The organism is Bacillus sp. LQ16 (assembly GCF_057784645.1).
On the sequence record NZ_CM173491.1, the window covers coordinates 4,099,667 to 4,123,589 of the forward strand.

General features: G+C 35.8%; 34 protein-coding genes. 13 read left to right on the plus strand and 21 right to left on the minus strand.

The window, feature by feature from the left end:
• Nucleotides 1-21 precede the first annotated feature (21 nt).
• On the minus strand, nucleotides 22-303 hold the full coding sequence (locus AC3EMB_RS20570; protein WP_000816050.1) for a YqhV family protein: 282 nt from the start codon (nucleotides 301-303) through the stop codon (nucleotides 22-24).
• Between the two features lie 191 nt (nucleotides 304-494).
• Here AC3EMB_RS20570 and AC3EMB_RS20575 point away from each other — a divergent pair, with 191 nt between their 5' ends.
• Both AC3EMB_RS20575 and AC3EMB_RS20580 read left to right on the plus strand, forming a co-directional pair.
• A complete protein-coding gene (locus AC3EMB_RS20575) occupies nucleotides 495-1,073 on the plus strand; it encodes a GNAT family N-acetyltransferase (protein ID WP_023522996.1) in 579 nt (192 codons plus the stop codon).
• Nucleotides 1,054-1,374, plus strand: coding sequence for a hypothetical protein (locus AC3EMB_RS20580; protein WP_078400973.1), 321 nt, complete (start codon nucleotides 1,054-1,056; stop codon nucleotides 1,372-1,374). Before AC3EMB_RS20575 ends, AC3EMB_RS20580 begins: the two co-directional genes overlap by 20 nt.
• A 36-nt stretch (nucleotides 1,375-1,410) precedes the next feature.
• On the opposite strand, the gene efp is transcribed toward AC3EMB_RS20580, so the two are convergent.
• From efp to AC3EMB_RS20600, 4 genes are read right to left on the minus strand one after another with little or no spacing between them, the layout of a single operon-like run.
• Entirely contained in the window at nucleotides 1,411-1,968 is a 558-nt protein-coding gene (gene efp / locus AC3EMB_RS20585) for an elongation factor P (protein WP_000626513.1), read from the minus strand.
• 21 nt (nucleotides 1,969-1,989) lie between these two features.
• Nucleotides 1,990-3,051, minus strand: coding sequence for a Xaa-Pro dipeptidase (pepQ, locus tag AC3EMB_RS20590; RefSeq protein WP_000411057.1), 1,062 nt, complete (start codon nucleotides 3,049-3,051; stop codon nucleotides 1,990-1,992).
• 4 nt (nucleotides 3,052-3,055) lie between these two features.
• On the minus strand, nucleotides 3,056-3,496 hold the full coding sequence (aroQ, locus tag AC3EMB_RS20595; RefSeq protein ID WP_000735140.1) for a type II 3-dehydroquinate dehydratase: 441 nt from the start codon (nucleotides 3,494-3,496) through the stop codon (nucleotides 3,056-3,058).
• 52 nt (nucleotides 3,497-3,548) lie between these two features.
• A complete protein-coding gene (locus tag AC3EMB_RS20600; protein WP_048563838.1) occupies nucleotides 3,549-4,037 on the minus strand; it encodes a YqhR family membrane protein in 489 nt (162 codons plus the stop codon).
• 244 nt (nucleotides 4,038-4,281) lie between these two features.
• Between AC3EMB_RS20600 and AC3EMB_RS20605 the strand changes: the two genes are divergently transcribed.
• Together AC3EMB_RS20605 and AC3EMB_RS20610 are read left to right on the plus strand one after the other, a co-directional pair.
• Nucleotides 4,282-5,202 (plus strand): DUF1385 domain-containing protein, encoded by a 921-nt coding sequence (locus AC3EMB_RS20605; RefSeq protein ID WP_000807120.1) that lies wholly within the window; start codon nucleotides 4,282-4,284, stop codon nucleotides 5,200-5,202.
• 79 nt (nucleotides 5,203-5,281) lie between these two features.
• Nucleotides 5,282-5,683, plus strand: a complete 402-nt coding sequence (locus tag AC3EMB_RS20610) for an SA1362 family protein (protein WP_001014463.1) — start codon at nucleotides 5,282-5,284, stop codon at nucleotides 5,681-5,683.
• Here the strand turns inward: AC3EMB_RS20610 and AC3EMB_RS20615 are convergent.
• The 3 genes from AC3EMB_RS20615 to splB form a co-directional block, all read right to left on the minus strand.
• Entirely contained in the window at nucleotides 5,680-6,342 is a 663-nt protein-coding gene (locus tag AC3EMB_RS20615) for an HAD family hydrolase (RefSeq protein ID WP_454500878.1), read from the minus strand. The genes AC3EMB_RS20610 and AC3EMB_RS20615 overlap by 4 nt on opposite strands.
• A 54-nt stretch (nucleotides 6,343-6,396) precedes the next feature.
• On the minus strand, nucleotides 6,397-6,825 hold the full coding sequence (mntR, locus tag AC3EMB_RS20620; RefSeq protein WP_001143080.1) for a transcriptional regulator MntR: 429 nt from the start codon (nucleotides 6,823-6,825) through the stop codon (nucleotides 6,397-6,399).
• 144 nt (nucleotides 6,826-6,969) lie between these two features.
• Entirely contained in the window at nucleotides 6,970-7,995 is a 1,026-nt protein-coding gene (gene splB / locus AC3EMB_RS20625; protein WP_065485176.1) for a spore photoproduct lyase, read from the minus strand.
• A 157-nt stretch (nucleotides 7,996-8,152) separates the two neighbouring features.
• Between splB and AC3EMB_RS20630 the strand changes: the two genes are divergently transcribed.
• The 3 genes from AC3EMB_RS20630 (at nucleotide 8,153) to AC3EMB_RS20640 (ending at nucleotide 10,188) form a co-directional block, all read left to right on the plus strand.
• Complete coding sequence (locus tag AC3EMB_RS20630; RefSeq protein ID WP_062923521.1) at nucleotides 8,153-8,470, plus strand: PadR family transcriptional regulator; 318 nt, start codon at nucleotides 8,153-8,155, stop codon at nucleotides 8,468-8,470.
• Between the two features lie 5 nt (nucleotides 8,471-8,475).
• On the plus strand, nucleotides 8,476-9,147 hold the full coding sequence (locus AC3EMB_RS20635; RefSeq protein ID WP_139213260.1) for a DUF1129 domain-containing protein: 672 nt from the start codon (nucleotides 8,476-8,478) through the stop codon (nucleotides 9,145-9,147).
• Between the two features lie 201 nt (nucleotides 9,148-9,348).
• Entirely contained in the window at nucleotides 9,349-10,188 is an 840-nt protein-coding gene (locus AC3EMB_RS20640) for a hypothetical protein (RefSeq protein ID WP_053563664.1), read from the plus strand.
• A gap of 28 nt (nucleotides 10,189-10,216) precedes the next feature.
• Here AC3EMB_RS20640 and AC3EMB_RS20645 read toward each other — a convergent pair whose 3' ends face one another.
• Nucleotides 10,217-11,053, minus strand: a complete 837-nt coding sequence (locus tag AC3EMB_RS20645) for a lipoate--protein ligase family protein (protein WP_000514081.1) — start codon at nucleotides 11,051-11,053, stop codon at nucleotides 10,217-10,219.
• A 170-nt stretch (nucleotides 11,054-11,223) separates the two neighbouring features.
• Between AC3EMB_RS20645 and AC3EMB_RS20650 the strand changes: the two genes are divergently transcribed.
• Nucleotides 11,224-11,607, plus strand: a complete 384-nt coding sequence (locus AC3EMB_RS20650) for a rhodanese-like domain-containing protein (protein ID WP_000108653.1) — start codon at nucleotides 11,224-11,226, stop codon at nucleotides 11,605-11,607.
• A 40-nt stretch (nucleotides 11,608-11,647) separates the two neighbouring features.
• Here AC3EMB_RS20650 and AC3EMB_RS20655 read toward each other — a convergent pair whose 3' ends face one another.
• Nucleotides 11,648-12,184 carry a DNA polymerase III subunit delta gene (locus tag AC3EMB_RS20655; RefSeq protein WP_071729690.1) on the minus strand — a complete coding sequence of 179 codons (537 nt, stop codon included), beginning with the start codon at nucleotides 12,182-12,184 and terminating at the stop codon, nucleotides 11,648-11,650.
• A 314-nt stretch (nucleotides 12,185-12,498) separates the two neighbouring features.
• Here AC3EMB_RS20655 and AC3EMB_RS20660 point away from each other — a divergent pair, with 314 nt between their 5' ends.
• From AC3EMB_RS20660 to AC3EMB_RS20680, 5 genes are all read left to right on the plus strand, one after another.
• Entirely contained in the window at nucleotides 12,499-13,476 is a 978-nt protein-coding gene (locus AC3EMB_RS20660; protein ID WP_001273986.1) for a LacI family DNA-binding transcriptional regulator, read from the plus strand.
• 103 nt (nucleotides 13,477-13,579) lie between these two features.
• On the plus strand, nucleotides 13,580-14,155 hold the full coding sequence (locus tag AC3EMB_RS20665) for a TetR/AcrR family transcriptional regulator (RefSeq protein WP_000126386.1): 576 nt from the start codon (nucleotides 13,580-13,582) through the stop codon (nucleotides 14,153-14,155).
• A 71-nt stretch (nucleotides 14,156-14,226) separates the two neighbouring features.
• The gene (locus AC3EMB_RS20670; RefSeq protein ID WP_071713565.1) at nucleotides 14,227-14,559 is read left to right on the plus strand and encodes a DMT family transporter; all 333 of its coding nucleotides are present in this window, start codon (nucleotides 14,227-14,229) and stop codon (nucleotides 14,557-14,559) included.
• 1 nt (nucleotide 14,560) lies between these two features.
• Entirely contained in the window at nucleotides 14,561-14,875 is a 315-nt protein-coding gene (locus AC3EMB_RS20675; protein WP_046956356.1) for a DMT family transporter, read from the plus strand.
• A 15-nt stretch (nucleotides 14,876-14,890) separates the two neighbouring features.
• Nucleotides 14,891-15,148, plus strand: a complete 258-nt coding sequence (locus AC3EMB_RS20680) for a DUF3975 family protein (RefSeq protein ID WP_488517252.1) — start codon at nucleotides 14,891-14,893, stop codon at nucleotides 15,146-15,148.
• A 16-nt stretch (nucleotides 15,149-15,164) separates the two neighbouring features.
• Here AC3EMB_RS20680 and AC3EMB_RS20685 read toward each other — a convergent pair whose 3' ends face one another.
• The 11 genes from AC3EMB_RS20685 to gcvT form a co-directional block, all read right to left on the minus strand.
• Nucleotides 15,165-15,353 carry a hypothetical protein gene (locus AC3EMB_RS20685; protein WP_095690222.1) on the minus strand — a complete coding sequence of 63 codons (189 nt, stop codon included), beginning with the start codon at nucleotides 15,351-15,353 and terminating at the stop codon, nucleotides 15,165-15,167.
• A 245-nt stretch (nucleotides 15,354-15,598) separates the two neighbouring features.
• Nucleotides 15,599-16,195: an ABC-2 transporter permease gene (locus tag AC3EMB_RS20690; RefSeq protein WP_142947059.1), complete on the minus strand. Its 597-nt coding sequence runs from the start codon at nucleotides 16,193-16,195 to the stop codon at nucleotides 15,599-15,601.
• 32 nt (nucleotides 16,196-16,227) lie between these two features.
• A complete protein-coding gene (locus AC3EMB_RS20695) occupies nucleotides 16,228-16,860 on the minus strand; it encodes an ABC-2 transporter permease (RefSeq protein WP_326340812.1) in 633 nt (210 codons plus the stop codon).
• A 14-nt stretch (nucleotides 16,861-16,874) separates the two neighbouring features.
• Nucleotides 16,875-17,543 carry an ABC-2 transporter permease gene (locus AC3EMB_RS20700; RefSeq protein ID WP_001249554.1) on the minus strand — a complete coding sequence of 223 codons (669 nt, stop codon included), beginning with the start codon at nucleotides 17,541-17,543 and terminating at the stop codon, nucleotides 16,875-16,877.
• Nucleotides 17,524-18,396 (minus strand): ABC transporter ATP-binding protein, encoded by an 873-nt coding sequence (locus tag AC3EMB_RS20705; protein ID WP_095690219.1) that lies wholly within the window; start codon nucleotides 18,394-18,396, stop codon nucleotides 17,524-17,526. The genes AC3EMB_RS20700 and AC3EMB_RS20705 overlap by 20 nt, the downstream gene beginning before the upstream one ends.
• The gene (locus AC3EMB_RS20710) at nucleotides 18,371-18,775 is read right to left on the minus strand and encodes a GntR family transcriptional regulator (RefSeq protein WP_366985810.1); all 405 of its coding nucleotides are present in this window, start codon (nucleotides 18,773-18,775) and stop codon (nucleotides 18,371-18,373) included. The genes AC3EMB_RS20705 and AC3EMB_RS20710 overlap by 26 nt, the downstream gene beginning before the upstream one ends.
• Nucleotides 18,776-18,893: 118 nt before the next feature.
• Nucleotides 18,894-19,085: a hypothetical protein gene (locus tag AC3EMB_RS20715; protein WP_000535933.1), complete on the minus strand. Its 192-nt coding sequence runs from the start codon at nucleotides 19,083-19,085 to the stop codon at nucleotides 18,894-18,896.
• 70 nt (nucleotides 19,086-19,155) lie between these two features.
• The gene (locus AC3EMB_RS20720) at nucleotides 19,156-19,359 is read right to left on the minus strand and encodes a DUF3929 family protein (protein WP_000262496.1); all 204 of its coding nucleotides are present in this window, start codon (nucleotides 19,357-19,359) and stop codon (nucleotides 19,156-19,158) included.
• 442 nt (nucleotides 19,360-19,801) lie between these two features.
• On the minus strand, nucleotides 19,802-21,277 hold the full coding sequence (gene gcvPB, locus AC3EMB_RS20725; protein ID WP_000795702.1) for an aminomethyl-transferring glycine dehydrogenase subunit 2: 1,476 nt from the start codon (nucleotides 21,275-21,277) through the stop codon (nucleotides 19,802-19,804).
• Nucleotides 21,274-22,617, minus strand: coding sequence for an aminomethyl-transferring glycine dehydrogenase subunit 1 (gcvPA, locus tag AC3EMB_RS20730; RefSeq protein ID WP_000903240.1), 1,344 nt, complete (start codon nucleotides 22,615-22,617; stop codon nucleotides 21,274-21,276). The genes gcvPB and gcvPA overlap by 4 nt, the downstream gene beginning before the upstream one ends.
• A gap of 20 nt (nucleotides 22,618-22,637) precedes the next feature.
• On the minus strand, nucleotides 22,638-23,738 hold the full coding sequence (gene gcvT, locus AC3EMB_RS20735) for a glycine cleavage system aminomethyltransferase GcvT (RefSeq protein WP_000631769.1): 1,101 nt from the start codon (nucleotides 23,736-23,738) through the stop codon (nucleotides 22,638-22,640).
• Between the last annotated feature and the right edge of the window lie 185 nt (nucleotides 23,739-23,923).

The window sequence follows — 23,923 nt, forward strand, 5'->3', positions numbered from 1 at the left end:
CTCCCCACTATACTCGACTTACTATTTCAGTAATGCGATAAAAATACAGCAAATTCCAAGCGCTAGAAAAAAGAGCTTCAAGAAAGAAATTTCACTTGCTACACTCGCTATCCCAATTGTCATTGTTAAAATTAATACGGTAGGTCCAACAAACGCTAACATACCATTTATAAACAACGCTTTCTTCGCATCATTCACATAAAGCATAAGCAAAGCAGCAAATATCTCCGCACTACCTGAAAATAATCGAAGTGCTCCCATAACAAGCACGGATGTTTCCATTGCCGCTAGCCACTGTTTCATTCTTCCACCTTCTCCCGTAACAGTTACTAACTTCGTATTCTTAAAAAGAATATATTTGTACAACCATATGCAGAGGTTGTCTATTTCAGAAGTAAAAACATAATTTTTCTCTAAAGCCCGAATTAGAATCTGAATATTCATATTATTTTATGGTATATTATGGTACATTTAGTTTAAAAGGGGTATAAATCATGCAGCACGTTACTTTATTACCACTCGATTTACGCTATACAAATGTGATTTTCGAGCTATCAAGTGATCCACATATAAAAAATGCATTAGGGATAACGGTAGAAAACATCGAAGACACAAAAGCATTTCTTCTTTTCGCAATAGAAGAAGAACATCAAAAGAAATCCTTATCGAGAATGATTGTGAATGAAGAGAATGAAATAATTGGCCTCACCACACTTAAACATATTAATGATGAGAAGAAGCAATCTCACATTGGTAGTTGGCTCGGCTATCCGTACTGGGGAAAAGGCTATAACGAGGCTGCTAAAAAAGAAATCTTTAAAATCGCCTTTTTAGACTTACAACTTTCCTACGTATTTGCTGGTGCTAAAACGAATAATACCCGCTCGTTAAAAGCACAAGAAAAACTACCTTATATTTCATTGCATGTGGAAAACAAGTTTCCAGACGAATACGCTGCACTAGAGAAAGAAGTAAAGTCAACTTGCTCTTTGCATGTCGTGTCACGTGAAAATTTTTTAAACTGGTTGAGATTACAGAATGAGGGGGAAAAATATGAAGACATTGAAAATTAGTTTAACCGTTGTAGTAGAATTAGCTCTTATTTATCTTTTTTCCTTATTGGTCGGTTGGTCATTTATAGAGACATTTTTCCTTGGTAGTTTAGCAATATTTGCAATTATGTGGTTAATTATTATGAGTAACCATAGAAATAACATTACAGATCACGCAATAAGTAAAACATTAACTGGTGTTGAGACTGGCGAAATAAAACCATTTCAAATTGTTTTGACTCCATCTATTATGGGTACTCTTTCACTTGTTTTAGTCAGTTTTATTATAACAGCTATTTACTATATACCCTATTTCCTATAAAAAAAGCACTCGTGAATTATCACGAGTGCTTTTCTACTATGCACGAGAAACGTATTTACCTTCACCAGTGTTGATGATAAGCATTTCGCCTTCGTTAATGAAGATTGGTACTTGTACAACAAGACCAGTTTCTAATGTAGCTGGTTTTGTTACGTTAGAAGCAGTATCACCTTTAATACCAGGCTCTGTTTCTGTAACTTGTAATTCAACTGTGTTTGGAAGTTCAACACCAAGTACTTCGCCTTGGTAAGTCATGATTGCTACTTCCATGTTTTCTTTTAGGAATTTAAGCTCGCGCTCGATTTGTTTTTCACCAAGCTCGATTTGCTCATAAGTTCCGTTATCCATAAATACGTGAGCCTCACCACTTGCGTATAAGTATTGCATACGACGGTTTTCGATGTGTGCTTTTTCTACTTTCTCACCTGCACGGAATGTTTTCTCCTGAACAGATCCTGTGCGAATGTTACGTAGTTTAGAACGAACGAATGCAGCACCTTTACCTGGCTTTACGTGTTGGAAATCAAGTACTTGCCAAAGGGCATTGTCCACTGAAATTGTTAAACCTGTACGAAAATCGTTTACTGAAATCATGTAAAAAAATCCTCCTGTGTATTACAAAATAATAAGTTCTTTTGGTGATTTCGTAATTACTTCATTACCTTCACTTGTCACAATGATATCATCTTCAATACGTACGCCGCCAATACCTGGAATATAAATACCTGGTTCTACTGTTACAGCCATACCGGGTTCAAGTACTGTATCAGAACGGAACGCTAAACCTGGCGCTTCATGGATTTCAAGACCTATTCCATGACCAGTAGAGTGTCCAAAGTATTCACCATATCCTTTTTCCGTTATGTAATCACGCGTTAGCGCATCAGCCTCGCGACCTGTTAAACCAGCTTTAATACCGTTCACACCACGTAGTTGTGCTTCTAAAACGATATTATAAATTTCTTTTAATTTATCAGATGGTTCACCGACTGCAATCGTACGAGTAATATCAGAGCAATATCCTTTGTAATAAGCGCCGAAGTCTAATGTAACGAAATCTCCTGTTTCTATCACTTTTTCAGATGCCACGCCGTGCGGTAATGCCGAACGAAGACCTGAAGCAACGATAATATCAAACGAAGAAGATGTTGCTCCTTGTTTTCTCATGAAAAATTCAAGTTCATTTGACACTTCAATTTCAGATACTCCCGGGCGAATGAATGATAGAATATGCTCAAAGGCAGCATCTGCAATCTGTGCAGCTTCCTTTAATATCTTAATCTCTGAATCAGTCTTTATCAAGCGTAACTTTTCTACAAGTCCAGAAGTTGGGATAAATTCAGCATCAATCGCTTCCTTATGCGCTGAATAAGAACTATATGTAAGAGTATCTTGCTCAAAACCAAGCTTTTGAATTCCAAGCTCTTTCACTTGCTTTGCCACTTCATCAATGATTAATCCTGCGTGCTGTACAATCTCATATCCAACCGCTTGTTTACTTGCCTGCTCGACGTAACGGAAATCTGTAATAAATTGCGCACGATCTTTTGAAATAAGAACTACACCTGCTGTTCCTGTGAAGTTAGCCATATATCTACGACTATGTTCATTTGTTAACAAAATACCGTCAATGCCAGCCTCACCAAATGCACTTCGTAATCTTTCAATTTTCTCCATTACTTTATGCCTCCCTCAATTTCTCCATTAATGCAAATAACGCTAACTTATAGCCATAAAAACCAAATCCAACAATTTGTCCTGCACAAACAGCTGCCGTCACAGATTCGTGACGGAACGATTCACGCTGATGAATGTTAGAAATATGTACTTCAATAACAGGAATCGAAATGCTCGCAATGGCATCACGAATCGCATAGCTATAATGCGTAAATGCTCCTGGATTTAAAATGATCCCTTCATATATATCTTCCGCTTCATGAATAATGTCGATAATGGCACCTTCATGATTCGATTGGAAACATTCTAACTCCACTCCCATTGTTTCTGCTTCTTGCTTCATATCTGCTTCAAGTGTCGCTAGCGTGCCCTTCCCATATACATTTACCTCACGAACACCGAGGCGATTTAGGTTAGGACCGTTTACGAGGAGTAACTTTTTCATATTCTTAAAACTCCTTAATATTAAATATCTATACAATATTTTAACATAGGAGTTACTTATTTGAATAGTTCGTCTTCTCTTGCCCTTCTTGTTCTACTTTATTGCTATTTACTGCGTAAGAAACAGAATATGCTATAAACACACCATACAATATAAAAATACATATTGTCGTCACAATTGTCTCTTTTGGTAAATGGAGCGCACTTTTAATAACAGGGGCCATTAAACCCATCCCAAAAAACAGCAATGCCCACCAAAATAGCCCATAAATAATTCCCGGAATAATCCCTTCAAACTTCGCAAAAAATGCTTTATACAAAAAGGCAATCAAAATTGAAAGAAGTCCCATACACACTATTCCTGACACATTGCCCCATACACCTTCTTTCCAACTTCCAAACGCAAATGGTAAAAGGAAATAATTCGGTCCCGCCTCCGTAAATGAAAATATATGAAGGAAATACCATATCCCGCCCCAAAAGATTCCACCAAACAAACCAATCTGCACAAAATTCCTTGTTCCTAATTGTTCTTGACTCACATCGACACCTCCACTCAATAGTATGCCCGAAACTATTTTGAAGCATGTTTAAATCCTGCGAAATTTGTCTATAAAAAGAATAAGAAATGTCCGACTCTCATAACATTTTCCCTTGTCATCTACTTGTATTTGCCGATAAAATAAAGGAAACTCGGTGATTGTCTTATTTCAAAACGACAGAACCCAGTATGACAATTGCCTCTTTTTCTACATAAGAGAGAAACAAATACAGGTTGGTGTTAACATGGCAGAAGAGTCAAAACAAATATATGGCGGGCAAGCGGTCATAGAAGGAGTTATGTTTGGCGGTAGAGAATATACTGTTACAGCGGTTCGTCGTAAAGATAAATCGATTGAATTTTATCGATTACCACGCGTTCGTAATAAAGTATTATCTATCCTAAAAAAAATTCCATTTTTACGAGGTATTGCCGCTATTGTGGATGCAAGTGCGAATGGAGCAAAGCATTTAAACTTCGCTTCAGAACGATTTGACGTCCACCCAGAAGATGATGAACAAATTGCAAATAAAAAAGAAGAACAATCAAAATTAACGATGGTATTAGGAGTTGCAGCTGTTGGCGTTTTATCTTTCATATTCGGTAAAGTCATCTTCACAGCAGTTCCTGCACTATTAGCTGAATTAACGAGACCGATTTTCCCATCTCATACTGGGCAAATCATTGTCGAAAGTGTCATTAAGCTCATGCTATTATTGAGCTATATATACTTTATTTCTTTAACCCCACTTATTAAGCGGGTATTTCAGTATCACGGTGCAGAGCATAAGGTAATCAATGCTTATGAGAATAACCTTCCTCTGACTGTAGAAAACGTTCAAAAGCAAACTCGCCTCCATTATAGATGCGGCAGTAGCTTTATTATATTTACAGTCATTATTGGAATGTTCGTTTATTTCCTAGTCCCTACAGATCCTCTTTGGGCACGAGTTATAAACCGAATTTTATTAATTCCAGTTGTACTTGGTATTTCTTTTGAAGTATTGCAATTTACAAATCGATTAAGAGATATTCCCGTATTACGCGTACTTGGATATCCTGGGTTATGGCTACAACTATTAACAACGAAAGAACCAACAGATGACCAAGTGGAAGTAGCAATTGCATCGTTTGAAGAATTATTACGTTTAGAGAACAAACAATAATTATTTAAAAATGGTGTTCAACTCCTTTCCTCATCGTTAATATACTAATTTTAATATACGTTTTTAGGAGGTGTCCCTTATGAACGGTCGTTCGTTTACTTTCGCTATATTTGTGCTTATTATTGGATTGGCAATATTCGGCCTTGTTTCATCTGTTATTACAAATCCCATGGGTGTATTAAGAAATATCGGGTACATGTTACTTGTTGTCGGTATCTTTTACTTGCTATACAAGATGTTTACAAATTCCAGTGGTTCCGCAAATTCGCAAAGCTCATATAAGCGTGCGGCAAAACAATCGAACCGCAAACATGGGAAACAAAATGTAGCACCCCTAGGCAATTCTTTCTTTAAGTCAAATACTTCTAATGACAAAAGTAAAAAAGGGAATTCTTCCACTTTAAAACGAAAAAGAAAACAGTCTCATTTAACTGTCATTGAAGGCAAAAAAAGTAAAAAGAAAGACCGTGCTTCCTTTTAGGAAATACGGTCTTTTTTTATACTTTGAAGCACTTCGTTTAAACTTTTCTCTCTCATACTTTCAATTCGAAGATGATGATTTTTAAATGGTAAATTCCGTGTCACATCATTAGGTACAACAACGCACGTTAATCCCGCTGCAACTGCTGCTCTCAATCCATTTAATGAATCTTCAAATACAACAGCTTCAGATGGCTTAATTCCTAATTCTTCTATTGCAACTCGATAAAGAGCTGGATCTGGTTTTACCTTCTCAACATCTTCTCTCGTTTTAATTACTTCAAAATATTCTCGAATCTGTAGCTCTTCTAAAAAATGAATAACCCATTCTCTAGACGAACTAGAAGCTAGTGCGATTTTTAATCCCATTTCTTTCGCTTCTTCTAAATATTCTTTTACCCCGTCACGAGCTTCTGGTATTTTCATTTTCTCTTTATGTAAAGTTGCCACTTTTTCTTTTAATACACTTTTGTTAAACTTCTCTTTTAATTGATCATTTAAATATGCATAAAGTACCTCATCTGTTGTTCCAATGCATTTCGCAAATTCCTCTAAAGGTAGTTCCCCGCCGTATTCACGAACAGCATCTCTGAAAGAGTGAAACCATATCGTTTCTGTGTCCACAATTAATCCATCAAAATCAAAAATAATTGCTTTCATAATTCTCCCATCCTTTTCGAATTGAAATAAAAAAGGAAACGCCATCCGTTCCCCTTAATTACTTTTCTCTTCATTTGCTTTTTGAACACCACGAAGTGTTTCCACTCGAACCTCATCTTGTTCAAAGTATTGTACTAAATCACCGATACGGTCAATTGATTCCCAACTTAAATGATGTTCAATTCCTTCTACATCATTATAAATTTTGCTTTCATCCACACCGATAATGCGCATAAACTGTTCTAACAATTCATGTCGATATACGAGACGTTCCCCGATTTTTTTACCTTTTGATGTTAATACAAGCCCTCTATATTTTTCATAAATTAGATATTCGTCTTTGTCTAATTTTTGTACCATTTTTGTTACAGAGGATGGATGTACACTAAGCGCTTCAGCAATATCAGATACACGGGCATAACCCTTTTCATCAATCAACAAATAAATTTGTTCAATATAATCTTCCATACTAGGGGTAGGCATCGGTTTCCTCCATCCAATTTCATTTTGCTTATTCCGTACGAAGCAATCAATAAAATGATACACCAGAAAGAATAACGTGACAAGGTGGAAACGAGCCTAAATCTGCAAAAGTGAAAAGAACCTGTATTCACATACAAGTTCCTTTCATGTAAAATATTGAATTTCTGCGTCAGGAAAAAAGTGATGAATATATCCTCGAATCGTTTCCTCCAATACTTCTGCATCATCTTTTTTATATACATATTTCCCAATTCCATATCGTCCCCATTTATACTTTCGCTTCTCTTCATCCATTTCAAGCTTCGTATTTGGGTAACGCTCTTGAATAACCTTTTTCGCTGGTTTCGTAAAACGATGCTGAATTAATTCAAACGTTAAATTTGGTATCGTCATATCTTTCAGCGCATTGTACAGTCGCTCAAATAGTTCACGATATCCTTCTTCCCATCCTTCATGCATATAAAGTGGCGCGACTATAAAACCAAGTGGATAACCTGCACCTGCTACTTTACGTGCCGCCTCAATTCGCTCCTCAAATGGCGATGTCCCTGGTTCAAAATTTTTAATTACATATCGTGAATTTATACTAAACCTGAAACGAGTTTTCCCATTATGCTTTGCATCTAATAAATGATCAACGTGCGAATATTTCGTGACGAAACGTAAGCGCCCATATTCACTTTCTCCAATGAATTCAATCGCCCGCTTTAATGCATGTGTTAAATGATCAATCCCAACAATGTCTGATGTACACGCTGCTTCAAATCTTGTTATTTCAGGTGCCCTTTCATCCATATATTGCTTTGCCTTCTCAAATATTTCATCAAGATTGACATACACACGAACGTAAGGCTTACTCCCAAGTGTTGTTTGCAAATAGCAATAATGACAATGTCCCATACACCCTGTTGCGAGCGGAATTGCATATTCAGCTGACGGTTTTGACGTATCAAACTTTAGCGTCTTCCTTACTCCAACGACAAGCGTCGCTTTTGCATTACGATACTTTTGCAAATCATTTTCTCCTGGCAAATTTCTAATTTGATTATGTGATGTCGTTTCACGAATTTCTAATCCCATCTTCGTAAACTTCTCATAAAGCTCTTTTCCAAGCGGATATTCAAGTGCCTTTGGTTCAAAGTAAACGAGTTTTGGCATAAATGGTTTCATGTGCTTCCCTCCCTCTCGTTAGTATGGGAAACGTTGAAAAATTAACACGCATTAAAGTTTTCCACTTCAGTAACTTGCGTTGCAAGTTACTGAATGTTATAATTTGGATAACAGCTACCTTGCAACGCAAGTTACCTGAGTAAAAGGTGGTGAAATCATGCACAGCCAAATGTTAAAAGGTGTACTAGAAGGTTGCATCCTATACATCATTTCACAAGAAGAAGTGTACGGATATGAACTGAGCACAAAATTAAATAAACACGGATTTACATTCGTAAGCGAAGGAAGCATATATCCGTTATTGTTACGTATGCAAAAAGAAAAATTGATTGAAGGAACATTAAAAGCCTCCTCACTCGGTCCAAAACGAAAATATTATCACGTAACCGATAAAGGATTAGAGCAGCTTGAAGAATTTAAACAAAGCTGGGGAATGGTTTCAACTACGGTAAATAACTTATTACAGAGGGAGTGATAGGGATGAATGCACAAGACATGATTGAATTGAATAATAAAAAACGTGAGCTTCTAACTTCCGAAAACGAGGCTGCTTATGGTGATATGTTAGTATATCTTCGAATATCAAACGTACCCGAGCAACAAGTAGAAGAACTATTACTAGAAATATTAGACCATCTCATCGAAGCACAAACAGAAAATAAAAATGCTTATGACATTTTTGGTGATGACTTACAATCTTATTGTGATGAACTCATATCGGCTTTGCCGGTTCAAACAATGTTAGAAAAAACTTCTTTAATCGGCTTTGTTATTAGCTTACTTCTCGCTATACAGTTTGGAATGGACACCATTGCTTCTCTTTTCATTTTCTTTTTTGAAAAGAACACCGAAATAATAAGTCCACCTTTTAGTATCCTTGGAACTACTTCGTCTGTTTCAATAATTATACTAGGTATACTATTTATTTTATATTTATTAAAGCGGTACTCCTTTGATCAGAAAATGAATTGGAAAAGAAGAATTCTATTTGGATTCGCATTTGCTATCCCGTTTTGTTCCGCTATATTCTTAAATATTTATTTTAAAAAACAACCTTATCTCATTTATCATCTAACCTTTTGGCAAAATGCCTTAATCGCTATCTTATTTTTTATTTTATATAAATTACTATATAAAAAATCAAATTTTTAACAGCCCTTCAAAAGGCTGTTTTTTCTTCTGTCTAATTTTACAAATTGAAAAATTTCATAAAGAAAATAAGAAAAATGCAAAATAATTAAAGTTAATTGTTGACGTGATGCTTTTATTATCGGTATCATAAATCTTCGTGAGCAATTATTTTTCGTTATACGATTTTTTTATTATTACTGAATTTTTGAGAGGAGAAATTAGATGTCAGTTAAGAAGAAAACGCAAGTACGCACCGGCAAAATGGTACGTGAACTAATGTTAGCAGACGAAGATGTAAATGCTTCGCTAATTATGGTATATAGTGAAAACGGTGTAAACGCAGAAATTAAAATCGAGGGCTTAACGCCGAAATGTAACGAAGAATTATTTTTGAGCGGAAACGTGGATTGGAACAAGAGTGTTATTTATAAAATTGTTGATTTCACTGGAAACGCTGAAGTTGGTAAAGTTACATTAACAGCGATGAACAAAAACAATGTTTCTCTAGAAATTGAACGCGTTATGTGGAGCAAAGAGAATAAAGAAGCTGCTGAGCAAGAAGAAACTGTTGTAGAAGCTACTCCGAAAAAAGAAGTAGTTGTAGAAGCGCCAAAAGCAGTTACACCTGCTCCAAAACCTGTTACGCGAGTAGAAACACCTGCAGCACCTAAACCTACTCCGGTACCAACACCGAAGCCAGTAAGTGTAGAAGCTGCTATGGAATTATCTACTCCAGCACCTGTGAAAAAAGCAGTACCAACTCCAGTTACAAAGCAAGAGTCTGCACCGGTTGCGCCTGCAAAACCGAAGCAATCTGCTTTGACTGAAACAAATACAAAACTACAAGAAAATTATGTGAAACTCGTGAAAAAGACAATTGAAGTTTGTCAAGATTACGAGCTTGGCATCGACATAGATGATTCTATTGAAAGCTTAAAAGAAGAACTACAAAGCCAAGGTATTAGCGTTACATTTGACAAAGAAATTATGGACGTTGTAAGTCGCCTTCGTTCTTTACAAGATAAAGGAATCAAAGTAGAAAAAGTACTTAATTTACTATAAAAAAATAAGAGGTGGCAATTGCCATCTCTTATTTTTTATAATTCCACTCATTACTTTCATACTTTTCTTTCGCTAACGTTTGAACTTCATGTAACTGTTCTTCTGTTAATTCATATGGAACAAGTTCTACATCCAATCCTTTTTCAAAGCCAACTTCAAACGCTTTAATTAACTGTTCTATCGTAAATGTACGGTCTGTTAATTCATTAATTGCTACTGCTTTAGAAGAGAACATACTCTTCATACGTTCCTTCACACGTTCATTTGGGAATAAAAATAGATCATATAGTTCATCTAAATCAATTTCTAATGGAATCGATCCATGCTGTAAAATAACACCTTTTTGACGTGTTTGAGCACTACCAGCAATTTTTCTTCCTTCCACTACAATTTCATACCAAGATGGTGCATCAAAACATACACCTGAACGTGGATTTTTCAAATTTTCACGATCTGCTTCTGTTTTTGGAACTGCATAATATGCTTCTAACCCTAATGCCTTAAAACCATCTAATAAGCCTTGCGAAATAACACGATATGCTTCTGTAACTGTTTTCGGCATATTCGGATGATCTTCAGACACAATAACACTATACGTTAACTCTTTGTCATGTAGTACACCCCTGCCGCCTGTTTGACGACGAACGAATCCATATTTTTTTTCGTTAACTACATCCATATTAATATCTTTCTCAACACGTTGAAAATATCCAACTGTTAATGTTGGTACTTCCCATTCATAAAAACGAATTGTTGGTGGCATTTTCTTTTCACTTTGCCAATTTAACAAACATTCATCTAACGCCATATTAAATGCCGGTGAACATTGACCAGAGTTAATATAACACCATTTTTCTTTTCCCATCCTGCACCTCATATAACCAATTATTTTTCACATTCTCTAGTCTACCAAATTCGACAAAATTTGTGAAAGAATACGAAATTTCTTCTTATATGCAAATGAATCTGTTGCATAAATACATATGGGCATTATAATATTGAAAGTAGGATAAGAAAAAAGGGAGCGATAGAATCGTGTCAACAACTTGGATTATTTTATTAGCCGTAATCGTAGCATTTATCGGCTACACTGTATGGATGTACTTCTATCAGAAAAAATTAATTAAAACTCTTACAGAAGAAGAATTTCGCGCTGGCTACCGTAAAGCACAGCTTATCGATATTCGTGAAGCAGACGAATATAACGCAGGGCATATTTTAGGTGCACGTAACATTCCGTTATCACAAATTCGCCTTCGCCATAAAGAACTTCGTCAAGATCAACCTGTTTACTTATATTGCCAAAGCGGATTCCGTACAGGTCGTGCAGCGCAATACTTAAAAAAACAAGGCTACAAAGATTTCTACCAATTACAAGGTGGATTTAAATCTTGGACAGGCAAAATTAAAAAGAAATAATAACATACAAAAAACTAGCTGAATAAATCAGCTAGTTTTTTCATTTCATCTTATTCGCAATGTATAATAAATTCTGCTTGATTACCTTTTCATCGTTCTCTTCTACATTCCGATACAGCAGCTGATATTCAATTCCTTTCTCTTTCCATATAAGCGTAGCAAATTCGTCACCACGTTCATAATCATCTTTATTTTTAAAATAAGCAGACGTTCCATTATTCAGTTTCATTTGTTCTTGAAATCGCTTCTCTTCCATAAGATCCGGAAAACTATAAGGAAAGTTCGCGACATTTAACTCAATATACTCATTTCTACCTGGCTCCTTCTGTTTATATTTAATCGTTAAGACAGCGTTCTTTTTCCCAAGCGTTCTTACTTCACCCTTCACATCACTTGTAATGTCGTACGGTAAAAACGTTGGAACTTTAAACTTCACCGGAAAATATTTTGGAAGTTCCTTTAGCGGAATAGGATCCGTAACACGATCCATAGCTCCTCCTGTTGTTCCCACAAAGTGTTTTCCTTCTTGCATCGTTTGCTGAAACGAACACGAACTAAGTACAAAACTAGAAAACACGAAACAAATGATTCTTTTTTTCAATTTGTTTCCGCCCTTTCATACCGCTCTCTTAACGAACGAAGCGTTGATATGCTCTTCATATTCGCTTTGTCATCAAACTCCACCTTTGAAAACTTTCCACGTTATTCTCACACATTTTGACAACACTTTTTGCAAACAAAAAAGACCCCTATCATTCTTACGCCCAAGTGAAAAGGTTACGCGAATAAAAAGAAGTCTTATTAATACCATAGTTTGTGAAAAGCTTTTCAGGTCAAGATTTTTTCTTTCTTATTATTTTCCCTTTATAATAAGGGAAAGAGGTGATACATATGGCCAATATAAAACAAATTGCTAAAACTGCTGGTGTATCGATATCAACTGTTTCTCGTGTTCTGAATAATCACCCTTACGTAAAAGAAGAAAAGCGTAAGCGTGTTCTAGACGCTGTTGAAGAATTAAACTACGCAAAAAATATAAATGCTGTCCATTTAATAAGAGGGAAAACATATACAATTGGCGTTATGCTTCCTTTCATTAACCTCCCCTACTTCAGTACCATTATTGAAGGAATCGGTAACGAAGCATTATTAGCTGGATATCACATTAATTTATGCCAAACAAATTACGATAGCCTTGAAGAAATTCGTGTTCTTGAAATGATGAAAATGAAACAATTTGATGGGATGATTATTTGCTCCCGAACGAGCTCTTGGGAACAAATCGAACCTTTCGCAAAATTTGCCCCTATTATTTCATGTGAAAAAATGAAGCACCCCCTCATTTCATCCATCTACGTAGATCATTATGAAGGTTTCCGTCTCGGTACTGCCTATTTACTAAGTAAAGGCCATGAAAAAATCGGAATTTGTTTAGCAAGAAAAACAAGTGTAAATTCCATGGAGCGCGAAAAAGCGTTCGCCGATACCCTTCGTAACGAAGGGAAAACGTTGCATCCTGAATGGATTTTCCACCAATGCTATACAATGCAGGACGGAGCACAAATACTCCATCGTATTTTAAATATGAAAAATCGTCCAACTGCTATTTTTACAGCGAACGATCAAGTTGCAGCTGGTTTATTAACAGAGGCTCGAAAACATGGTATTCGAGTACCTGAAGACCTTGCTATCCTTGGATTTGATAATCATGAAATTTCAAAGGCATTAGAAATTTCCACAATTGAACATCCCGGTCTCGCAATGGGCTCACATGCTTTTTCTTTATTCCATAAGCAGATCCAAAGCGAGCAAATTGTCGGCAGTGCAAAAGAACTTTCATTCCATTTAATTGAGCGAGAGACTGTCTAAAAAGAGCGTTACTTATAACGCTCTTTTTCAGCTCTTCACCTATTGACATTATATTTTTTATCTCATATAATGAACCTAACGAACGGTAGGTAGGGGATGAAAAATGACAGCAAACCGCATTAAAGCTGTAGCACTTTCTCATTTCGCACGCTACGGCTATGAAGGAACTTCATTGGCAAATATTGCTCAAGAAGTTGGGATTAAAAAACCATCGATTTACGCACACTTTAAAGGAAAAGAAGAGCTATATTTCATATGCTTAGAATCTGCTCTTCAAAAAGATTTGCAGAGCTTCACAGGCGATATTGAAAGCTTTTCCAATTCGTCTACTGAAGAATTGCTTTTAAAATTATTAAAAGGCTATGCAAAACGCTTTGGTGAAAGTGAAGAATCAATGTTTTGGTTACGAACTTCTTATTTTCCGCCTGATGCATTTCGCGAACAAATTATTAATAAAGCAAATGTACACATTGAAAACGTCGGAAAACTTTTATTCCCTGTATTTAAAAGAGCAAGCGAACAAGATGAGCTGCATAACATTGAAGTAAAAGACGCCTTAGAGGCTTTTCTATGCTTACTCGACGGTCTTATGGTTGAACTACTATACGCAGGTTTAAATCGTTTTGAGACACGTTTAGACGCTTCTTGGAAAGTATTTTGGCGCGGACTTTCAAACTGACGGATTGCTCCTTTGCAATGCGTCGTTTTTAAGCCCTTTACCTAACGACTGGTAGGAAGGAGAAATGACATATGGCATGGATTTATGTAATCATCGCTGGTATTATTGAAATCTTTTGGGTGATTGGACTAAAAAAAGCGGAGGCACCACTTGAATGGGCTGGTGTCGCTCTATTAATTACAATTAGTTTCGTCTTATTATTTAGAGCTTATAAAGATTTACCTGTCGGCACTGTATACGCAGTCTTCACAGGAATTGGAGCTGGTGGAATCGTTCTTACAGAGATTTTCATCTTCGGAGAACCTTTCTCTATCGTAAAAGTTTTATTAATCGGTTTAATCTTCTTCGGAGTAATTGGTTTAAAACGAGTAACAGAAGAAAAAGACGCGAAGGAGGCCGCATAAAATGGCTTGGTTATTTTTAATTCTAGCTGGTATTTGTGAAATTATTGGTGTACTCTTTATGAAAGTAGCCACTGAAAAGAAAGGCTGGGCACCAAAAGTTATTTTAATCGCTAACTTCGGCGTAAGCTTCTTCTTCTTATCTCTTGCAATGAACACGTTACCGATGGGGACTGCTTACGCGATTTGGACTGGAATCGGAACTGCTGGAAGTGCACTTCTAGGCATTCTCATTTTCCGAGAATCAGCGGATTGGCGTCGTCTTGCTTTCTTAAGCTGCATTCTATGCGGCGCTGTTGGCTTAAAACTATTAAGCTAACGTGAGGTGAATGTCATGTGGAAAGAAAAAGGAAAGAAAATATTAGCATGGATCACACTTGGTATCGTCATTCTATTACAAATAAGTTTTCATATAATAGAATGGTTGTTTCATAAAGTAGTATCCATTCTTACCTTCCTTCCTAACATGACACTTGAAATTATATCTATTGCTTGGTCCATTATCGCCTCCATTGCAATCATCATTATATGGAGTATCGCCAAGCTATGGAATAAGTTATTTAAAAAGGACAGTACTTCTGAAAAAGAGTAACTGTCCTTTTTCGTATTCATTCAGATTTTCTATAAAAGTTAGATGCAATAAGACAAAGAAGACCAACTATGACAATACTTATACCAATTCCTTTATGCAAATTAGGAAACGGTGACGGTATGTCTAAATAAAAATTTGCTAATATGAGACCGATTGAAATAAAAAGTACCCCTATTCTATATAACCATTTTCTTTTGTTCATCATTCTCCCCTCCTAAAATTTTTCATACACTCCTTTCTTTTGGACATACTACCTAAAAAAGGAGTGGATAATATGCAAAATTCTATACATAAGCAAATTCTATTTTTATTTTTCCTATTTCTTATTCTCATCATCGTTTTCAGCTTTATATTACATACTCCGAAAGATGTACCAAATAGCGTTTCTTTTTATAAACTACTGCTCTCGTATTGTCGTTATTGAAGAAGGTGCCTTTTTTAAGGCACCTTTTAAAATTCTCTTTTTTCATATATTTTTACTGAAACGAAGATAGATGCTATGAACATGCATATTGAACCAATGAATAACAAGCTGTTATATAGCTGAATTTGTTCTAGGTTGATTCCAAAGAAAATAGAAGAAACAGCCATAGGTGCTATTAGTATAAAAATCGCAATAAAAATAGTTTTCTTATACCCTAGCCAAAAGGATAGCGGTAAAACCAAACTTAAATACACTAAAATAAAACTACTACTAGCAACCATTTTCGTTTCAATAAATTCAAATAAGTTAACCCCACTCTTCATTCCCATCGTGAAACAACCAACCGTTACACTTATAAAAAGAATAATAATTGCTACTATATATTTTGCATACACAATTTGTTTTCTCAATATTGGGAAACTATTTACTATGACTTCACTTTCATTTTTACTATCTGCTTCAAATGTTTTTACTGTTGCCCCAATTGTAATAATTACTGACATAATTATGAACAGATTTTCCGTATCCGTTAAGGCCATATAAAAGAAAACAGGATACAGTATGTACCAAATTAAAAATTTCCATTGAATGATGAAATCTTTTAAAATTAGTTGCTTGATCATGTATTACACCTCCTAATATGAAAATGTCACTTCTATAACTCTGCCTCCTGAAACATTTTCATTGAGAGGAACATTGATATGAATATACTTACTAATACTCCGATACCAAGAACACTCATTGCTAGTGTAGCCTCTTGAGAGTGGAGTACTTTTAGCATAATTGTTTTATCACCAAAAATATTACACATAAGGCCAATCATACCTGTTAAAGGCAAAATCATAATAACATTCAAAACAGAAGTCGCTTTATATCCTCCAATGTAATTAGCGGGTATCGTTACAACACAATAGATTAAAGTTGCTACTATTGCTGAAAATACTGCATATCCAGGCATGACTATATCCCTGCCCAATAAAATATTTCCTAATATTAAGACTATAAAAGTTACACTCAAACCAGCCATAATAAATAATGAACTTGCAATATATTTAGCTATAACTATCTCTGTTCTCGTTATAGGCAAGCTCACTAATACTTTTTCCGCTTTACTTTTCTCTTCATAATAAAAAGAAATATATATAATCGTACTACATGTTATAAATAATCCTATTGCAATCCCCATTGGTTCGACGGAATGCTTAAAAATAGATAAAATAGGTATTAAAAAATAGAAAGGAGACATCTTCTTCTGTAAGAAAAACTCCTTCAAAATCAATTGTTGCATATAAATTCTCCTCTCTATAAATCACGCGTTTCATAAATTTTAATTGTAAGAAACATAGAAACGATATAGACACTAGCTAATATCATTCCTCCAACTATAAATACACCAATATGTACTGGATTCATAATCCACTCACTGAATGAAGATGTTGTTTCATTCAGCCCATCACTAATAAATATCCAAAGAATTACACCCACTCCTATTGATGCTGCTGATCCTATACTTCTTACTACCTTCGATTTTGTACCATAATAACTAGGGAAAAACGTGACAACAAAAAATGTGGCATAAACAGCTCCATTTATGACTTCATACCATGGAATTTCAATGTATAGATTAGGATGATATACACCGATATCACTAATAACCACAATACCCCTTATAAGAAAAACAACTAACATCGTAGAGAGAATGGCACCAACAATGAATATTGCACAGGAAATATATCTAGCAATTATGATATCCTTTCGACTTACCGGTAAACTATTTATAACAATGTCACTTTTATTTCTTTCATCCATAACGGTTAACGTCATAACCGATGAAAAGGTTATAAATAGACAACTCATTGGAAATAACAATTCACCACTTGCATCTAACATAAAGAACAAAAGGGGCATAACAAGATTCACTAACCAAATTACCCGAAAAAAGAACAAATCTTTATATACGAGCTGACGCATAAGCACCTCTCCCTTTCGCAGTGTAAACGATAATGTCATCTAATGTAGGCTTTTCTAGTACAACCTCATTTCCAAACCAATCGATAATTCCTTGTTTATCCTTCGCTAAACCTTCGAAACCGAATTTATTTTTTCGTAATCCAACAAATAGTTCTTTTCCTTCTCGATCTAATAAATCATTGCTTCCCTTAACGATTACGTAGTTCTCCATTAATTCATCTTTTTCACCAGTAAATATAATTTCTCCATCGTTGATAAACGTAATATAATCTGCAATACGTTCTAAATCCGTTGTAATGTGGGTTGAGAATAATACAGATACTTCATCTTCCATTACAATTTCTTGCAACATATCAAGTAATTCACTTCGGACAACTGGATCTAATCCTGCTGTCGGCTCATCCATAATGATAAACTCTGCATGATGTGAAAGTGCGATGGCAATCGCAAACTTCATTTTCATTCCTTTAGATAGCTCTTTAATTTTTTTATACTTTGGAACTTGCAATCTGTGCATATACGATTGGTATTGATTTTCGTCCCACTTTTTATATAACGGTGCAATAATACGTTTCATTTGTTCACACGTTAAATCTTCGTAATAATGATTTTCATCATATACAAAACCAATATTTTGTTTTATGTCCTTTTCAGCTTTCTTATTGTCTTTGCCAAAAATTTTTATATCGCCGCTATCTTTTCTAATTAAATTCATAATCATTTTGATCGTTGTACTTTTCCCAGCACCATTTGGTCCGACAAACCCCATAATATATCCTCGTGGTAATGCAAAACTTATATTTTTCACTGCAAAATCTTCATAACTTTTACAAACGTTTTTTAACTCTAACATCTCTCTCATTCCCCTTATATAAAAACGCAATCATCTGCTGCAATTCTTCAAGTGAAAGCTGCAACACTTTACTTTCTTTTACGATTTCTTCAGCCTTACTTTCCAATAGACGTAGCCGCTGTTCTTTTAATAGTTCATTATTTTTACGTGAAACATAAGTCCCCTTCCCAGCAACAGTTTCTATATATCCTTCTTTTTCAAGCTCCTCGTACGCACGCTTCGTTGTAATTACACTAATTTGCAATTCCTTCGCTAAGCTACGAATAGACGGTAATTGGTCTCCACCCTTTAAACCACCATTTAAAATAAGCTGGCTTAATTGTTTTCTTATTTGCACATAAATAGGGTCTTGGGAAGAATTCGAAATAATAATATTCATGTTTTCCTCCAGTGTGTGTATATACTGTATATACCTTATATATACAGTATATACACATCATCCTATTTTTGGCAAGAAAAAAAGACCAACATTTTCCTGTTGGTCTTTCGTATATGTATCACTTTTCAAAGCGATCTAACATCTCGTCTCTCATTCCGAAACTTACTACTGCAATTCCTATATACATAAACAGAAGGAATGCCGGATGAACCGTGTTGTACCAGCTGCTGTCAACGATTAAGTAAATCGTTAATGCCACAACAAGAACAAACGCTAAGATAAACATATAAAAGTGTCTTGTACTACCCATGATAAACTCCTCTCTTCTCACTTCACCATTCAACAGTTTATTTTATCGAATAATTCGATATGACTCAAGGTTAACTTTCTGTTATGTAATCAAGTTCCACCTTTACAATGTCCTCACATGCTATTGAAATGATTGTTCCTTGTTTATCAATCGCCGTCACTTCTCTATTATCCATTACACGATTTGCTACTCTTTCTAACACTTTCCCTTGGTCTCGATAGCAAAATTCTTTTACATCTTTAATTGTTTCTCCATTTTCTAAATGGTATACCATTCTATAACATCGATATCCCACACTTTCACCCCCGTCTTGCTCGTTTTTTCACATATACATAAAAATGAGTAATTTTTGCCTCATCACATCTTCTTAATTTCAATAAAATTCTAACAAAAATAAATACTTTTATCAAACCGACTTTTTCAACAAAACTACCTATAAAACTACACCTTTACACCATTAGGAAACAAAAAACATATTTTTTTAACATTTTCTTCACTATTTCTGCATAAAGTGAAACTTTAATCAGTGGGGATTTTTGTTCATCCCCACTGATTATTAGTTGAACCAATCGGGCATTTACGGACAGTTTATCTCCCACCTGGCTTCTTTGCACCAGCTAAGTTTTGAGTTGGGAGTTTACTGTCCGTTAATGCGGGACAAATTCTCCATACAAAAAAAGAACCCGCCGCAGCGAGTTCTCCTTTTGTTATTCTAATCAAACTTGTACAGGAGCTGGCTTTGCATAACGTAAAACTGGTTTACGTGCAGCCATCGTTTCGTCTAAACGTTTAATGACTGTCGTATGCGGTGCTTCTTGTACAACTTCTGGATTTTCTTCTACTTCTTTAGCGATTTGAATCATCTTATCAATGAAACCATCTAATGTTTCTTTTGATTCTGTTTCTGTCGGCTCAATCATAATACATTCTTCCACATTTAATGGGAAGTAAATTGTTGGTGGATGGTAACCGAAATCAAGCAGACGTTTTGCAATATCTAATGTACGTACGCCAAGTTTCTTTTGACGACGACCTGATAATACAAATTCATGCTTACAATGTCTATCGAATGGAAGATCGTAGAATGGCGCTAATCTTCTCATCATATAGTTCGCATTTAATACAGCATACTCAGTTACTGCACGCAAGCCATCTGGACCCATAGAGCGAATATACGTGTATGCACGAACGTTAATTCCGAAGTTACCATAGAATGGCTTCACACGACCAATTGCTTCTGGACGGTCGTAGTTGAAGTGATAACCATTTTCCGTTTTTTCTAAAATCGGTTTTGGTAAGTACGGAATTAAATCAGCTTTCACACCTACTGGACCAGAACCTGGGCCACCACCGCCGTGAGGACCTGTAAATGTTTTATGAAGGTTTAAATGCACAACGTCAAATCCCATATCTCCTGGGCGTGCTTGGCTTAATACCGCATTTAAGTTTGCACCATCATAGTATAACTTACCGCCTGCATTATGGACGATTTCTGCCATTTCTAAAATATTTTCTTCGAATAGACCTAATGTATTAGGATTTGTTAACATAAGTGCTGCTGTTTCTTCGTTTACAACACGTTTTAAGTCTTCTAAGTCAACAAGGCCATTTTCATTTGATTTTACTGTAATTGTTTCAAAACCAGCTACAGTTGCAGATGCCGGGTTCGTTCCGTGAGCAGAGTCAGGTACAATTACTTTCGTACGGTTAAAGTCACCATTCGCTTCATGGTATGCACGAATTAACATTAAACCTGTCCATTCTCCGTGTGCACCAGCTGCTGGTTGTAAAGTAACAGTATCCATACCTGTAATTTCAATTAAATGCTCTTGTAAGTCATACATTAATTCCATTGCACCTTGTACTGTCTTTTCATCTTGCAGTGGATGAATATTTGCAAATCCTGCGAAACGAGCTACACTCTCATTAATTTTCGGATTATATTTCATCGTACAAGATCCAAGTGGATAGAATCCAGAATCAACACCGTGGTTACGGTTTGAAAGTGCTGTATAGTGGCGCATAATATCAAGTTCAGATACTTCTGGTAGCTCTGCATCTTCTACTCGAATATAATCGCTCTCAAACACATCTTCTAGTTTCACTTCTTCTACATCTAATTTGGGTAAGCTATATCCTATGCGTCCTTCTTTACTCACTTCAAAGATAAGTGCTTGGTCTTGGTTCTTCATTGGATAGCCCCCATTTCGTTTACAAGTGTGTCAATTTCCTCTTTTGTACGAAGCTCAGTTACTGCTACAAGCATATGGTTTTCATGCTCTTTATAATCACGGCCTAGATCGTAACCACCGATAATATTCTTTTGTAATAATGCATCGTTTACTTCTTTCACTGGACGTTTGCAATCTACAACAAACTCATTGAAGAATGGTCCAGCAAATGTTACTGTGAAGCCTTTCGCCTCAAATTGACGTTTTGCATACTGTGCTTTAGAAATGTTTTGACGTGCCATTTCTTTCACACCTTGTTTGCCAAGTGCCGTCATTGCAACAGAAGCTGCTAATGCATTTAACGCTTGGTTTGAACAAATATTAGACGTCGCTTTATCACGGCGAATATGCTGTTCACGTGCTTGTAACGTTAATACAAATCCACGTTTACCATCTGAATCTACAGTTTGTCCAACAAGACGTCCTGGAATTTTACGCATAAATGCTTTCGTTGTTGCAAAGTAACCACAGTGCGGTCCACCAAACTGCGTTGGAATACCGAATGGTTGTGCATCACCGATTACAATATCAGCACCAAATTTCCCTGGTGGTGTTAATGCGCCTAATGATAATGGATTTGAAGAAACGATAAATAATGATTTTTGTTGATGAACGATTTTTTCAATATCAGCTAATTTTTCAACTTGTCCGAAGAAGTTTGGATATTGAACGATTACACAAGCAACTGTATCATCTACTTCACTTTGTAATACGTCTAAATCTGTTACACCATCTTTATGATTAATTTCAACAACTTCAAGATTTTGACCTTTTGCATACGTTTCAAGTACTGCTCTTGATTCTGGATGAACCGCGCTAGATACAAGAATTTTCTTTTTGCGAGTATGGCCAGCTGCTAACATTGCCGCTTCAGCTAAAGCTGTACCCCCGTCATACATAGAAGAGTTTGCTACATCCATTCCTGTTAATTCACAAATCATTGTTTGGAATTCAAAGATTGCTTGTAATTCCCCTTGTGAAATTTCCGGTTGGTATGGTGTGTAAGCTGTATAAAATTCTGAGCGAGAAATAACATGATCTACAATTACTGGAGCATAATGATCGTATACGCCTGCTCCTAAGAAAGAAGCGTATTCTTTTAAGTTAGCATTTTTACTAGCCATTTGAGATAGCTCTTTTAAAAGCTCTGGCTCTGATTTTGCTTCTTTAATTTTTAAATCCCCTTTAAAACGAACACTCTCTGGAATATCAGAGAATAATTCATCGATCGTTTGAACGCCGATCGTTTGTAACATTTCTTTTTTGTCTTCTTCTGTCATTGGAAGATAACGATGCAACATGAAATCTACCCCTCTCCCCGTTACTTTGAACGTTTGTAAAATGGTGTTGGAACAACTACTGCTTTGACGCGTTTATTACGAATTTCAATTTCTACTTCTGTATCAACTGCTGCGTATTTTACATCAATTAGTGCTAAACCAATGCTTTTCTTTAACGTTGGAGATTGTGTACCACTCGTTACTTCCCCAATTTTTTCTTCACCAATAAATACAGGGTAATGCGTACGAGGAATTCCACGTTCGATTACTTCGATGCCGACTAATTTACGAGGCGCACCGTTTTCTTTTTGCTCTTTTAACGTTGCTTTTCCAAAGAAGTCTGCTTCTTTATTTGTTTTTACCGCAAAGCCAATTCCAGCCTCAATCGGTGTAATATCTTTTGATAATTCTTGTCCATAAAGTGGTAATGTTGCTTCGAATCGAAGTGTATCACGAGCACCTAAACCACATGCTTTTAAGCCCTCTTCTGCTCCAACTTCAAGAAGTTTCTCCCAAAGTTTTGCAGCATCTTCACTCTTACAGTAAATTTCGAATCCATCTTCACCTGTATAACCTGTACGAGATACAAGTGCTGGAATTCCATCTACAAGAATATCGTTTTTAAATTTAAAGAACTTAATTTCTTTCAAATCTTCTGACACAACTTTTTGTAAAATGCCTTCTGCTTTTGGTCCTTGAATTGCAAGCTGTGCAACTTCACTAGAAACATTGACTACTGTCGCATCGCCAATTACATGACTTGCTAACCATTCGTAATCTTTCTCGATATTTGATGCATTGATTACTAATAAATAGTCTTCTTCACCACGTTTGTAGATTAATAAATCATCTACTGTACCACCATTTTCGTAGCACATAGCTGTATATTGTGCGCCCCCTACCTTTAAGGTAGATACGTCATTTGTAACAACACGTTGTAAAAATGCTAAACTATCTACACCTTTTACTTCAACTTCTCCCATATGAGACACATCGAACAAACCTGCAGCTGTACGTACAGCTTCGTGTTCTTCTTTAATGCTTGAAAATTGAACTGGTAATTCCCAACCACCGAAGTCGATTGTTTTCCCACCATACTTCGCGTATACATCAAATAACGGTGTACGTTGTAATGTAATCATGCTCTCTCCCCCTTATGCTTTGACAAATCAATAAAAGTTGCTTCCCTTTTCTAAACATTTTCATTCTGAAAAGATAGGATATACGGAATCTCATTATATTTTTTTATGAAAGCGTAAATAAAAAATCACTTTCTTGGATAAAATACGAAAGATTCCACACATTTCACACCATTATCCTAACATCA